Below are 13,418 nucleotides of genomic sequence, written 5' to 3' on the forward strand. Positions count from 1 at the left end.
ATGACCGAGCACACCTTCAGCACACCCACGACCCTGCCCTCCGCCGGTGTGTCGGCCGGGGACGCGGCGCTGTTCCGCCCCGCTCCGGGGGCCGCGCCGATGTGGCGGATGGTCGCCGCCCAGGCCGCGATGGAGCTGCGGGTCATGCTCCGGCACGGCGAGCAGTTCCTGCTCACCATGGTCATCCCGGTCCTGCTGCTGGTGGGGTTCACCCTCACCGAGGTCCTCGACGTGGGCGGGGGCTCCCGGGTGGACGCGCTCACCCCCGGGGTACTCGCGCTGGCGGTCATGTCGACCTCCTTCACCGGCCTGGCCATCGGGACCGGGTTCGAGCGCCGCTACGGGGTGCTCAAGCGCCTGGGCGCGACGCCGCTGTCCCGGTTCGGGCTGCTGGCTGCCAAGACCCTGGCGGTACTGGGAGTGCAGGCGATCCAGATGACGGTGCTGTGCGCGGTGGCGCTGGGCCTGGGCTGGTCGCCCTCGGCCGGGATCCCGGCCGCACTGGCGGCCCTCACCCTCATCCTGCTGGCGACCGCGGCGTTCGCCTCACTGGCCCTGCTGATGGCGGGGACGCTGCGCGCGGAGGCGACCCTGGCCGGGGCGAACCTGGTGTACGTGCTCATGCTCGGGCTGGGCGGCGTCCTGTTCCCCACCAGCAGTTTCCCCGAGCCCCTGGAGCGCGCGGTGTCCGTCCTGCCGATCACCGCCCTGGCGTCGGGGCTGCGCTCGGTGCTCGTCGACGGTTCGGTGCCCGGTATCGGGGCCTTCGCCGTCCTGGCGGTGTGGACCGCAGTCGGGGCCCTGCTGGCGAGCCGCCTGTTCCGCTGGGAGTGACCGTCCGGGGACGCCCCAGCGCTGGGACACCGCAAGGGCACGGGCGGCCGAACCGCCGCAGCGCCGTGTCCCTAGGATGAGGGCATGTTCGAGGTCGACGCAGTGACCGAAATCCTCCGTGAGGCCGCCGAGGCGGCGATCCTCCCACGCTTCCGCTCCCTGGCCGAGGACGAGGTGTCGGAGAAGGGGCCCGGGGACCTGGTAACGGTGGCCGACCGGGAGGCCGAGGAACTGATCGGTGCCCGGCTGCGCGGAGTCGTTGCCGCTCCGGTCGTGGGCGAGGAGGCGGTCTCCGCCGACCCCGGCCTGCTCAGGGCGCTGAACGAGGAGGAGACAGCCTGGCTGGTCGACCCGGTCGACGGCACGCGCAACTTCGTCAACGGCGACACCCGGTTCGGGGTCATGGCCGCCTTGGTGCACCGCGGGGAGACCGTCGCGTCGTGGATCCTGCGCCCCACGGAGGAACGCGTCTACATCGCCGAACGCGGTTCGGGCACCTGGCGCGACGGGGTACGGATCCGCCGGGGGCCGGCACCGGCCGCCCCGGCCCGGATGCGCGGCCTGGTCCTGACCACGGCCCTCCCGGCCGGAGCGCGGCGGCGCGCAGAGGAGGCCTTCGCCTCCGTGGGACCGGGGGCGCACTGCTCCGCGGTGGACTATCCGCACCTGTTCGAGGGGGAGCTGGACTTCATCGTCTTCGGGCAGACCTGCCCCTGGGACCACGCCCCCGGCACACTGATGCTGGCCGAGGCCGGGGGTACGTCCCTGCGCCCGGACGGCGACGGGTACCGGCCGGGCGACGCCACCGTGGGACTGCTCAACGCCGCCGACGGGGAGTGCTGGAAGACCGCCCGGTCCCTGCTGTTCGGCTGAGTCCAGGGCGCTAGGAGCCCATGGGCACGAGCCGCCAATGCTGGTGGGCCTGCTGGGTGCCGGGGGCCTGGACGACGGCGGTGCCGTTGCCCTGGCCGGCGCCCTGCCCCGTGAGCACCTGCCCGCTCTGGCGATTGACGAGCCTGACCACCCCGCCGCCGACGTCGGCCACGGTCCAGTGCTGGTTGGGGGAGCCGGTCCGGGTGAGCAGGGTGGCGGTGGGGCCCTGAGCGGGGTCGGTGGACACCTGGAGGAGCTTGCCCGAGGCCACCCCTTCCAGTTCGTAGAATCCGCCTTCCACGGGGATGAAGCGCCACTGCTGGTTGGGCTGGTCGAGCCGGTCCCACAGGTGGACGGGGGAGCCGTTGCCCGTGGCCGCCCCGGCCACGTCCAGGACGCGGCCGCCGTTGACGTTGGACAGCATGTAGACGGCCGCGGGGTCGATCCCCGCCGGGTGTGCGGGTTCCTCCGAGGGTTCCTCGCTGGGTTGCTCGCTGGGCTCCCCGACCGGTTCCTCCGATGCACCCACCGGGGCGACGAGGATGCCAGAGGCCACGTTCATGGCGGGCTCCTCGGGCTCCTCCACGGGCACCAGCGCGCCGACCGCGTACCCGGAGATCGCCACTGCGAGGAACAGGGCCACCGCCCCGGCGATCCAGGGCCAGCGGGGCCCGGGGGGAAGGACGGCTCTCTCGAAACGGTCGAACATGAGGGTCACTCCCAAGGCGGCGGGTCCGGGGCGGGGCCGGGGCGGCCCTGAACCATTTCACACCACTTGGGTACTTCCGCGCACATTCAGATCCCCGCGCTCCACCGAAGCGGAACCGATAGGGTCGGCCGTCATGGAGGCCCTCGGAGTTCCCTGGTTCGTCGCGGTCCGCGAGCTCGGACCGCCCCTGTTCCTCTTGGCCGCGGGCGGCGCGCTGCTGCTGTGGCGGCGGCCCGCCCGGCAGGGGGCGGCGTGGGCAGCGCTCGCGGTGAACCTGGCGGCGGCGGCACTCCCCTACCTGTGGCTGGGGCTCCAGCTCCTCACCGGCCAGGCGGAGCGGACGGTGTACGGGCTGCTCCTGACGCTCGTCCAGCCCGCCGTGGTGGCCCTGGCCTGGGCGCTGCTGCTGTTCGCCCTGGTCGCCCCTGCCCGGGACGGGCGGCGGCCCCAGGGGCCGGACGCCCCCGCCCGGGAGTCCGCGCACGAAAACATAGGATGACCGGACATGAACGTCTCTCCGGTTCGCAGGGCCCTCTCCCCCGCCGCGGCGGCGGCCTCCGTCCCCCCGGTCTACCTGGTGCTGGTCGGGGTCGTCTCGGTACAGACCGGTTCGGCGGTGGCCAAGAGCCTGTTCGAGGCCCTGCCGCCGACCGCGGTGGTGTGGCTGCGGCTGTTGACCTCGGCGGTCCTCCTGGGGTTGGCGGTACGCCCCGCCCTGCGCGGACGCGGCCGGGGCGACTGGGCGGTGGTGGTGGGCTACGGCGTCGCCCTGGCGGGAATGAACTTCCTCATCTACCAGGCCTTCGCCCGCATCCCCATCGGCATCGCCGTGACCGTCGAGTACATGGGGCCGCTGGCCATCGCGATCCTGGGGTCGCGGCGGCGGATCGACCTGCTGTGGGCCGCGCTGGCCGGCCTCGGCGTAGTCGCGCTCGGGGCGGAGTCCGGGGCGCTGGACCCGTTGGGGGTCCTGTTCGCGGTACTGGCGGGGACCGCCTGGGCCTGCTACATCCTGCTCAGCGCGGCGACGGGGCAACGGTTCAGCGGAGCCTCGGGGCTGGCCATCGCCAGCGCGGTCGGCGCGGTGTTCCTGGCTCCGGCGGGCCTGGTCCAGGGCGGGGCCGCACTCCTGGACTGGCGCCTGCTGCTGTTCGGCCTCGCGGTCGGCGTCCTGTCGTCGGTGGTGCCCTACTCGCTGGAGCTCACGGCGCTGCGGAGGATGCCGCCACGGGTGTTCGGGGTGCTGATGAGCCTGCAACCGGCCGCAGCCGCACTGGCCGGCCTGCTGCTGCTCGGCGAGACGCTGACCGCGTGGCAGTGGCTCGCGGTCGCCTGCGTCATCGCGGCCAGCGCCGGCGCCACCCTCGGCAGGGGCCGACAACGCGGGCCGGGGACCGGGAAGAGGGCTCGCGACCCCGCCGCCCCACCCCAGGACTGAGCACGTCGCCGCAGGTCGCACGGGATGCCGGGGCTGAGCACGGGCACCCGGGGGGGTGTACTACAGTCTGTCGTATGTTTGCGCTCACGGTCCCGCAGGCGACGGCAGCGGCCCAGGCCCCCCCAGACACCATCCACCTGATCGGCGTCCCCCTGTGGGGCTGGCAGATCGCCGTCGCCATCGCCGGGGTCCTGGCGCTGGTCCTGCTCGCCCGCACGATCTGGGTGCCGACCACGCGCTCCCTGCGCGCCTGGGCTCTGGGCAACGTCGCGGTCAACGCCGGGATCGCCGTCACCGGCGCCACCGTCCGCGTCACCTCCTCAGGGCTCGGCTGCTCGGAGTGGCCCAAGTGCACACCGGAGAGCTTCGTCCCCGTCGGCGGAGACCACCCGGCGCTCAACGCGGCGATCGAGTTCGGCAACCGCACCCTGACCTTCCTGGTGCTCGCGGTCGGCGTCATCACCCTCGTGGCGGTCCTGCGCTCCCGACCGCGGCGGCGCGACCTGACCCGGCTGGCGGTGATCATCCCGTTCGGCGTGCTGGGACAGGGCGTGGTCGGCGGCATCACCGTGTGGACCGGCCTGCACCCCGCATCGGTCGGTGCCCACTTCCTGCTGTCCCTGGTGGTGACCTTCATCGCCGTGGCGCTGTACGTGCGCTGCCAGGAGCCCGAGGGTGCCCCGCAGGTCTCGACCGGCCCCGGGCTGCACGCCCTCAGCATCGGCCTGGTGGTGGTCGGCTTCCTGCTGATGGTGGCGGGCACCGTCGTCACCGGCACCGGGCCGCACGGCGGCGACGCCGAGGCACCGCGCTGGGGCTTCGCGCTGGAGTCGGTCACGCGCATGCACTCCTCCCTGGCCTGGCTGACCCTGCTCGGCGCGGCCGCGGCCGCTGTGGCCGCCTTCCGCGGCGACGCACGCAGGCCGGTCAGGAGGAGTGCCCTGGCCCTGGCCGCCGTGGTGGTGGCGCAGGGGGTCCTGGGCTACGTCCAGTACGCGCTGGAACTGCCCGAGTGGCTGGTGGTCGCGCACGTGCTGGGCTCGACCCTCACCTGGATCGCGATCGCCCGCCTGTACTTCTCCACCACCCGGCTGGTCCCGGACGGCGAGCGCGAACTCAGCGCGGAGAACGCCGACTCGGAGGGGCAGCGTCGTCCTGTCGGGCCCGCGTCTGGGCGATGACCTGGGCGAAGTCCACCCGGCGCAGGAACCCGGAGTCGTCGGGCCGTTCGGCCCACCCGGGGGCGACGGGTCCGGGCACGCGTCCCAGGAAGGTGTCCCGCGCCACGTGCATCAACGCCAGGAACGAGTCCCGGTCCACCTTCCACCCGGTGCTCACCAGGCCGGCGTCCATCTTCTTGTGCAGCAGCGCCAGCTCGGTGGCAGCCAACTGGTACTCCTTCATCGCCTCGCGGCCCCGGCGGCCGGCGTTGCGGGCGGCCCACTCGCGGGCGCGGCGCCGTGCGTGCATGGAGCCGAGCATGGCGATGTCGGCCTGTGTCACCAAGCCGGTGGACAGGTACCTGGGCAGGTAGTGGGCGATGGCCCCGATCTGGGTCTGCCGGTCCCTGACGGCGGTCGCCAGGACGCACATCAGCACGACGAAGAGCACCAGGTAGGCCAGGCCCAGCCCAAGCCAGCCGAAACGGGTCGAGGCGTTCCACATGCCGTGCAGAGCCACCGCGGCCCCCCACCCGGCGACCGGGGCGAAGACCCGCCCGGTCCCGGTGTTCATGGCCGCGTAGGCAACACCGATCCCGATCATCGCGGTGTAGATGGGGTGTCCGAAGGGGGCGATGAGGCCGCGGAGGGCGAACGTGGCGATGAGCGTGCCGTCGAAGAAGGCCCCGAGAAAGTACAGGACGTTCTCGGTGAAGGCGAACCCGGTCGCCACCATCGCCGCGTAGACCACCCCGTCGGTGAAGGTGTCGATCTCGTGGCGGCGGCGCCAGAGCAGGACGAGTAGGACCACCCCCTTGGCGCTCTCCTCCACCACGGGTGCCACCACAGCGGTGGACACGTAGTCGCCCAGGTCCTGGCCGTAGAGCGGAACGGTGATGTTGCTGGCGCCCCAGGTGTTGAGCAGCAGCGAGGCCACCACCGCCACGCCCGCGCCCCACACGAAGGCGAAGAACATCACCGACCCGGGCTCGGGCTCGATCCGGTCGAGCATGAGGATGAGCGGAACGAGGATGGTCACCGGCACGACCGCGGCGGCGAGGCTGACACCGAACCCGACGGCCCCGTCGATCCCGGCGGCGGCACCGCCCGCCATGGCGAGGAGCCAGAGGTAGCCGAACATGCCGACGAGACACACCATGCTGACCGAGATGCCCGTGATCAGGGTCATCGAGTAGCGGGAGCGTCGGCCCTGGAGGATGGCCTTGCTGTCGAGTCGGGGCATGGGCACCGATGGTAGCCGGGACGGAGCGGTCCAGAACACGGCGGGGCGAAGACCGAACCGCAGACCCCTCGGCCCACTCCTATACGTGCGACAGAATCGCCCCGCATACACGCACACACGCTGAAAGGCCTCCCCATGGACACGACGGCATCCGGCCACCCGACCGCCCTGTGGATCGTCCGCGTCGCCGCGCTCGCGCACCTGGCCCTGCTCCTGTGGGAGGGGGCGACCGCCGGACAGTTCATGACCACCAACCCGGGAGGGCTGCCGCTGCACTACCTCGGGGCCTTCGGGGTCCACGCGGCCGCGGGCGTGCAGGTACTGGCCGCCGCGTGGCTGTGGTGGGGCGCGGGCCGCGGCCCGGGCGGGGCCCGCACCCTGCTGCTGGTCAGCGCGGTCGCGTTCGTGCTGGGCTTCCCCCAGGCGGCCATGGGCAGCTACGGACCGATCCAGGCCCACGTGCCCGTGGCCCTGCTCCTGACCGGGGTGGCGGTGTGGGCCGCCGTCCTGGCCTGGCGCCGTACGCCCGCGTCCCAGGCGTCCTGACGCGTCCCGGCCCGCTCCGCCGTGTTCGTCCGGCCGCGACGGAGCGGGCCCCGGCCGGAGCCGGGGTCAGGCGAGCAGGCCGGCGATGAGCGGGTCGACGGTGACGGCGACGAACAGCAGCGCCAGATAGGCGTTGGACAGGTGGAAGAAGCCCATGGTCTTCAGTTGGGGCCCGCTCACCCCGGCCCGGGAGCGGCTGAGCAGGCGGTGTGCCTGCACCACCAGCAGCGCGCCGAGCACGGCGGCCACGGCACCGTAGAACCAGGTGGTTCCGGCGACCGGCCAGAAGACCAGTGAGACGATGGCGGTGGCCCAACTGTAGAGCACGCACTCCAGGAGCACGCGGCGGTCGCCGGCCACGACGGGCAGCATCGGTACGTTGGCGGCCGCGTAGTCCTCGCGGTAGCGCATGGCCAGAGTCCAGGTGTGCGGTGGCGTCCAGAAGAACACCACCAGGAAGAGCACGAACGGTTCCCAGGCGAGGCCGCCGGTGACCGCGGACCAGCCGATGAGGACCGGCATGCACCCGGCGATGCCGCCCCACACCACGTTCTGCGCGGTGCGGCGCTTGAGCAGCATCGTGTAGACGAAGATGTAGAAGGCGATCGCCAGCAGCGACAGCGCGGCGGAGAGCCAGTTGACCACGAGCGCGAACCCCGCGGTGGAGCCGACGGCCAGCACCAGCCCGTAGACGAGGGCACCGCGCGGGGTGACCAGGTCCATCGCTCCGGGACGTTTGCGGGTGCGGCGCATCTCACGGTCGATGTCGCGGTCGATGTAGCAGTTCATCGCGTTGGCGCTGGCCGCCGACATGGTGCCGAACAGCAGGGTAGCCACGGCGGTGCCCAGCGGGGGCACCCCGCCGGCCGCGACGAACATCACAGGGATGGTCGTGATGAGCAGCAGTTCGATGACACGGGGCTTGGAGAGCGCCACGTAGGCGCGCACGTGGTCGGTGAAGGAGGCCCGGTCGGCGGCCGCGGGGCCGCCGACGTCCGCCGAGCGCGGGTGCGTGGACCGGTCGGTGAGGGCCATCAGCACCGCGCCCTCGGGTCCGGGCGGCTCGTGGGCGTCCCCGCAGGGGGGACCGGCTCGATTCCAGACACGCGGATACCTCGACAACTCGATAGGTCTCGACACTGCTCGCCACGCGGGGCCGAGCGGACCGACAAAGCGTCAGGATCAGCGAAAACCCCGTCAACGACATACTGTAGTACTTCATCTCGAGCCCCGGTGACGAGCCCCCTCGCGAGGCGGACCCTCCGGAGCGGCCCGCCCTCCGGGCCAGGCCAGGGGTGTACAGCACCCTCGCACACGCCCCGCCGCGCCACCAGCACGCCACACGCCGTCCCGGCCCATGCGCGGGCGGCGGGCCCGGGCGAGGCCGCGCTACCCGCGGGTAAGGGGCGGTGTCGGGCCACGGCCCGCCGGGGATGAGCGATAGGGTCGCACTCGGCCGACCCTGCGGGGATTCCCTCGACCCCCTCCGCCGTTGTACCGGGTGATGCCCGACGGGGAGGGAAGACGCCGTGCCGTGGTCGCAGTACCCAGGGTGACACTCGTTCCCCTCCCCGAATCCTGGCGGTGCCGCGCTTCGGCGGCGGCACACCGCACCGACAACGACACCTCACGCACACCGTGCCGAACGGGTGCCCGAGAAGGAGAGGCAAGTCCGTGAACGCCCACATACCGCAGAAACTGGAGTGGTCGGACCTCGACGACCGCGCCGTCAACACGGTCCGCGCGCTGGCAATGGACGCGGTCGAGAAGTCGGGTAACGGACACCCCGGCACCGCCATGAGCCTCGCGCCCGCCGCCTACCTCCTCTTCCAGAAGGTCATGAGGCACGACCCCGCCGCCCCCGACTGGGTGGGCCGGGACCGGTTCGTACTTTCCTGCGGCCACTCCAGCCTCACCCTCTACATCCAGCTCTACCTGGCCGGCTACGGCCTAGCGCTGGACGACCTCAGGTCCCTGCGCCAGTGGGACAGCCTCACCCCCGGGCATCCCGAGTTCGGGCACACCCCCGGCGTGGAGACGACCACCGGCCCACTGGGACAGGGCATCGGCAACGCGGTGGGCATGGCCATGGCCGCCCGCCGCGAGCGCGGCCTGTTCAACCCCGAGGCGGGCCCCGGCGCCAGCCCGTTCGACCACCACGTCTACGCCTTCTGCTCCGACGGCGACGTACAGGAGGGCGTGAGCCACGAGGCCAGCGCCCTGGCCGGCACCCAGAACCTGGGCAACCTCACCGTGGTCTGGGACGACAACCAGATCTCCATCGAGGACGACACACGCATCGCCCACAGCGAGAACGTGCTGGAGCGCTACCGCGCCTACGGCTGGCACGTCGAGGAGGTCGACTGGACCGCCACCGGCGACTACGTCGAGGACGTGGCGGCCCTGTACGAGGCGATCCTGCGCGGCAAGGCCGAGACCGAGCGCCCCACCTTCATCAAGCTGCGCACCGTCATCGGCTGGCCCGCCCCGAACAAGCAGAACACCGGCGCGATCCACGGCGCGGCCATCGGCACCGCCGAGATCTCCGCCACCAAGGAGATCCTCGGCCTGCCCGACGAGCCCTTCCACGTCGATGACGCCGTCATCGAGCACACCCGCCTGGCCCTGGACCGGGGCCGCGACGCGCACACCGAGTGGGAGTCCGCGTTCCAGGCCTGGCGCCGCGGCGCCGGCGAGCACGGCGACCTGTTCGACCGCCTCCAGTCCGGCAAGCTCCCCGAGGGGTGGGAGAACTCCCTGCCCTCCTTCGAGGCGAGCGAGAAGGGCATGGCCACCCGCAAGGCCAGCGGCGAGGTGCTCAGCGCCGTCGCACCGGTGCTGCCCGAACTGTGGGGCGGCTCCTCCGACCTGGCCGGCTCCAACAACACCACCCCCAAGGGAGAACCGTCCTTCCTGCCCTTCGAGCGGGCCAGCACGATGTTCCCGGGCAGCCCCTACGGGCGCGTACTCCACTTCGGCGTCCGCGAGCACGGCATGGGCGCGATCCTCAACGGCATCGCCCTGCACGGCCCGACCCGCCCCTACGGCGGCACGTTCCTGGTCTTCAGCGACTACATGCGCCCGGCGGTCCGCCTGGCCGCACTGATGAAGCTGCCGATCACCTACGTGTGGACGCACGACTCCATCGGCCTGGGTGAGGACGGCCCCACCCACCAGCCGGTGGAGCACCTGTGGTCGCTGCGCGCGATCCCCGGCCTGGACGTGGTCCGCCCGGCCGACGCCAACGAGACGGCAGTGGTGTGGCGCAAGATCCTGGAGACCGCCGACCGCCCCGCCGCACTCGCCCTGACCCGGCAGAACCTGCCGGTGCTGGACCGCACCGCCCACGCCCCCGCCGAGGAGGCGGTGCACGGCGGCTACGTCCTGGCCGAGGCCGCCGGCGGCGCCCCCGAGGCGATCATCGTGGCCACCGGCAGCGAGGTCCCCATCGCCTTGGAGGCCCGCACCGAGCTGGAGCGGGCCGGCACACCCACCCGTGTGGTGTCCATGCCGTGCGTGGAGTGGTTCGAGGCCCAGAGCCAGGAGTACCGCGAGCGGGTCCTGCCCTCCTCGGTTCGCGTGCGCACCTCGGTCGAGGCGGGCATCGCCCTGGGGTGGCGCTCCTACGTGGGCGACGCCGGGACCTCCGTGGGCCTGGAGCACTTCGGTGCCTCCGCGCCCTACCAGACCCTGTACGAGAAGTTCGGCATCACCGCGGAGGCGGTCGTCGCGGCGGTGCGTGACAGCTCCGCCAAGGCCGGGCGCTGACGCCGCGGGGGACCGCCGGGACGCCCGGCGGCCCCCGCCTCCCTGTGTGCGAGAGGGCGCGCAGCGCCCACGAGGAAGGTCACGAGAGAACATGAGCTACGCACCCATCGAGGCCCTCGCCGACGCCGGCGTGTCCGTCTGGCTGGACGACATCAGCCGCGAACGGCTGCGGTCGGGCAACCTGGCCGCGCTGATGAGCACGCACCGCGTGACGGGCGTGACCTCCAACCCGACGATCTTCGACAAGGCGCTCGCCGAGGGCGACGCCTACGACGAGCAGGTGCACGAACTCGCGGTGCGCGGCGTGTCCGTGGACGAGGCCGTGCGCATGCTCACCGCCTTCGACATCCGCTGGGCCGCCGACACCCTGCGCCCGGTCTACGACGCCACCGGCCGCGTGGACGGCCGGGTGTCGCTGGAGGTGGACCCGCGCCTGGCCCGCGAGACCGAGCGCACGGTCGCCGAGGCCCGCTCACTGTGGTGGATGGTCGACCGGCCCAACCTGATGATCAAGATCCCGGCGACGGCCGAGGGCCTGCCCGCGATCACCCGGGCGCTGGGCCACGGCATCAGCGTGAACGTGACGCTGATCTTCTCCCTGGCCCGTTACCGCCAGGTGATGGACGCCTTCCTGGAGGGCATGGAGCTGGCGCGGACCAACGGCCACGACCTGTCCCGGATCCAGTCCGTGGCCTCGTTCTTCGTCAGCCGGGTGGACACCGAGGTCGACAAGCGCCTGGAGGCGATCGGCACCGACGAGGCCCGCGCACTGCGCGGCCGCGCCGCCGTCGCCAACGCCCGCCTGGCCTACCAGGCCTACGAGGAGGTGTTCTCCTCCCGGGAGTGGACGGCACTCGCCGAGCAGGGTGCCGCGCCGCAGCGCCCGCTGTGGGCCTCCACCGGGGTGAAGGACCCCGAGTACGCGGACACCCGCTACGTGACCGAACTGGTGGCGCGCGACACCGTCAACACGATGCCGCAGGCCACACTGGAGGCCACCGCCGACCACGCCCCGGTCATCGGCAACACCGTGCTGGGCACCTACGAGCATGCCGAGGCGGACTTCGCCGCGCTGGAGGGTGTCGGCGTGAATCTGACGGAGGTGTTCGGTGTACTGGAGGAGGAGGGCGTACGCAAGTTCGTCGACTCCTGGGAGAGCCTGCTCGAAGGCCTGTCCGCCAAGCTCGACAAGCTCGCCTGACGCATCCGGCGCACCCGTCCCCGCCTCGGCGGGGACGGTTCCCGGTCCACGGCCGCACCCGACAGGAAACCAGGAACGTGAAAGAACCGGTCATGCCCGGGGCGGTGCCCAACCCGCTCCGTGACGCCCTGGATCGCCGCCTGCCCCGTATCGCCGGGCCCAGCGTGCTGGTGCTGTTCGGCGTCACGGGCGACCTGGCGCGCAAGAAGCTGCTGCCCGCCATCTACGACCTGGCCAACCGGGGCATGCTACCGCCCGGCTTCGGGCTGGTGGGGTTCGCGCGCAGGGACTGGGAGCACCAGGACTTCGCCGCCCAGGCCCACGAGGCGGTCAAGGAGCACGCGCGCACCCCCTTCCGTGAGGACGTGTGGCGCCAGCTCAGCGAAGGTGTCCGGTTCGTCCCTGGCAACCTGGACGACGACGCGGCCTTCGACCGCCTGGCCGAGACCGTGCGCGAACTGGACGGTGTACGCGGCACGGGCGGAAACTACGCCTTCTACCTCTCACTGCCGCCCAAGCTGTTCCCGACCGTGGTGTCCCAGCTCAAGCGCAGCGGCCTGGCCTCGGCCCAGGAGGGAGAGGGCCCGGGAGGGGCCACCCCGTGGCGGCGGGTGGTGATCGAGAAGCCCTTCGGGCACGACCTGGAAAGCGCCCAGGAGCTCAACGCGGCGGTGGACGACGTGTTCCCGCCCACGTCGGTGTTCCGCATCGACCACTACCTGGGCAAGGAGACGGTCCAGAACATCCTGGCGCTGCGCTTCGCCAACACCCTGTTCGAGCCGCTGTGGAACCGCGGGTTCGTCGACCACGTGCAGATCACCATGGCCGAGGACATCGGTGTGGGCGGCCGGGCCGGCTACTACGACGGGATCGGTGCCGCCCGCGACGTCATCCAGAACCACCTGTTGCAACTCCTGGCCCTGGTGGCCATGGAGGAGCCCGTCTCCTACGACGCGGACGCGATCCGCGCCGAGAAGCAGAAGGTGCTCTCGGCGGTCTCCCTTCCCGCGGACCTGGCCACCGGGACCGCGCGCGGCCAGTACGCGGCGGGCTGGCAGGGCGGTGCGGCGGTCCCCGGCTACCTGGAGGAGGAGGGCATCCCCTCCGACTCGGCCACCGAGACCTACGCCGCCCTGAAGCTGATGGTGGACACCCGCCGATGGTCGGGGGTGCCGTTCTACCTGCGCACCGGCAAGCGGCTGGGCCGCAGGGTGACCGAGGTAGCGCTGGTGTTCCAGCGGGCCCCGCAGGAGCTGTTCCCGCGCGCCGACGTCTCCGAACTGGGGCAGAACGCCCTGGTACTGCGCATCCAGCCCGACGAGGGGGTGACGCTGCGCTTCGGGTCGAAGGTGCCCGGCGCCAGTATGGAGGTGCGCGACGTCAGCATGGACTTCACCTACGGGCAGTCCTTCACCGAGAGCAGCCCCGAGGCCTACGAGCGGCTGATCCTGGACGTGCTCATCGGCGACCCGCCGCTGTTTCCGCGCCAGGAGGAGGTCGAGCTGTCCTGGCGGATCCTGGATCCGGTGGAGGAGCACTGGGCGGCCTCCGGCCCGCCCGAGCAGTACGGTTCCGGCACGTGGGGCCCGCCCTCGGGTGAAGCGCTGCTCGCCCGCGACGGCCGCCAGTGGCGGCGCCCGTGACCC

Annotated in this window: 12 protein-coding genes; 9 read left to right on the forward strand and 3 right to left on the reverse strand. The window is 72.3% G+C overall.

Translation table 11 applies throughout. The features are described from left to right. A complete protein-coding gene (locus B042_RS0110650; RefSeq protein WP_028648272.1) occupies positions 1–834 on the forward strand; it encodes an ABC transporter permease in 834 nt (277 codons plus the stop codon). Positions 835–918: 84 nt separating this feature from the next. Beyond that, on the forward strand, positions 919–1,707 hold the full coding sequence (locus tag B042_RS0110655; RefSeq protein WP_028648273.1) for an inositol monophosphatase family protein: 789 nt from the start codon (positions 919–921) through the stop codon (positions 1,705–1,707). 10 nt (positions 1,708–1,717) lie between these two features. On the opposite strand, the gene B042_RS0110660 is transcribed toward B042_RS0110655, so the two are convergent. Then, a complete protein-coding gene (locus B042_RS0110660) occupies positions 1,718–2,416 on the reverse strand; it encodes an RICIN domain-containing protein (protein WP_051415624.1) in 699 nt (232 codons plus the stop codon). Positions 2,417–2,549: 133 nt separating this feature from the next. Between B042_RS0110660 and B042_RS0110665 the strand changes: the two genes are divergently transcribed. From B042_RS0110665 to B042_RS0110675, 3 genes are all read left to right on the forward strand, one after another. Further along, positions 2,550–2,915: a hypothetical protein gene (locus B042_RS0110665; protein ID WP_028648275.1), complete on the forward strand. Its 366-nt coding sequence runs from the start codon at positions 2,550–2,552 to the stop codon at positions 2,913–2,915. Between the two features lie 6 nt (positions 2,916–2,921). Then, positions 2,922–3,854: a DMT family transporter gene (locus B042_RS0110670; protein WP_028648276.1), complete on the forward strand. Its 933-nt coding sequence runs from the start codon at positions 2,922–2,924 to the stop codon at positions 3,852–3,854. Between the two features lie 74 nt (positions 3,855–3,928). Continuing rightward, a complete protein-coding gene (locus B042_RS0110675) occupies positions 3,929–5,035 on the forward strand; it encodes a heme A synthase (protein ID WP_028648277.1) in 1,107 nt (368 codons plus the stop codon). On the opposite strand, the gene B042_RS0110680 is transcribed toward B042_RS0110675, so the two are convergent. Continuing rightward, positions 4,971–6,257: a PrsW family intramembrane metalloprotease gene (locus B042_RS0110680; RefSeq protein ID WP_028648278.1), complete on the reverse strand. Its 1,287-nt coding sequence runs from the start codon at positions 6,255–6,257 to the stop codon at positions 4,971–4,973. The genes B042_RS0110675 and B042_RS0110680 overlap by 65 nt on opposite strands. A gap of 135 nt (positions 6,258–6,392) precedes the next feature. Between B042_RS0110680 and B042_RS25660 the strand changes: the two genes are divergently transcribed. Then, a complete protein-coding gene (locus B042_RS25660; RefSeq protein ID WP_028648279.1) occupies positions 6,393–6,803 on the forward strand; it encodes a hypothetical protein in 411 nt (136 codons plus the stop codon). A 66-nt stretch (positions 6,804–6,869) separates the two neighbouring features. Here the strand turns inward: B042_RS25660 and B042_RS0110690 are convergent, their stop codons facing one another. Then, positions 6,870–7,838, reverse strand: a complete 969-nt coding sequence (locus B042_RS0110690) for a heme o synthase (RefSeq protein WP_028648280.1) — start codon at positions 7,836–7,838, stop codon at positions 6,870–6,872. Between the two features lie 639 nt (positions 7,839–8,477). On the opposite strand from B042_RS0110690, the gene tkt reads away from it, so the two are divergent. The 3 genes from tkt to zwf all read left to right on the forward strand — a co-directional run bounded on the left by tkt (position 8,478) and on the right by zwf (position 13,415). Further along, the gene (gene tkt / locus B042_RS0110695) at positions 8,478–10,571 is read left to right on the forward strand and encodes a transketolase (RefSeq protein WP_028648281.1); all 2,094 of its coding nucleotides are present in this window, start codon (positions 8,478–8,480) and stop codon (positions 10,569–10,571) included. 91 nt (positions 10,572–10,662) lie between these two features. Next, a complete protein-coding gene (gene tal, locus B042_RS0110700; RefSeq protein ID WP_028648282.1) occupies positions 10,663–11,772 on the forward strand; it encodes a transaldolase in 1,110 nt (369 codons plus the stop codon). Between the two features lie 92 nt (positions 11,773–11,864). Then, on the forward strand, positions 11,865–13,415 hold the full coding sequence (gene zwf, locus B042_RS0110705) for a glucose-6-phosphate dehydrogenase (RefSeq protein ID WP_028648283.1): 1,551 nt from the start codon (positions 11,865–11,867) through the stop codon (positions 13,413–13,415). Positions 13,416–13,418: the final 3 nt, after the last annotated feature.

The organism is Nocardiopsis sp. CNT312 (assembly GCF_000515115.1).
Taxonomy (GTDB): domain Bacteria; phylum Actinomycetota; class Actinomycetes; order Streptosporangiales; family Streptosporangiaceae; genus Nocardiopsis.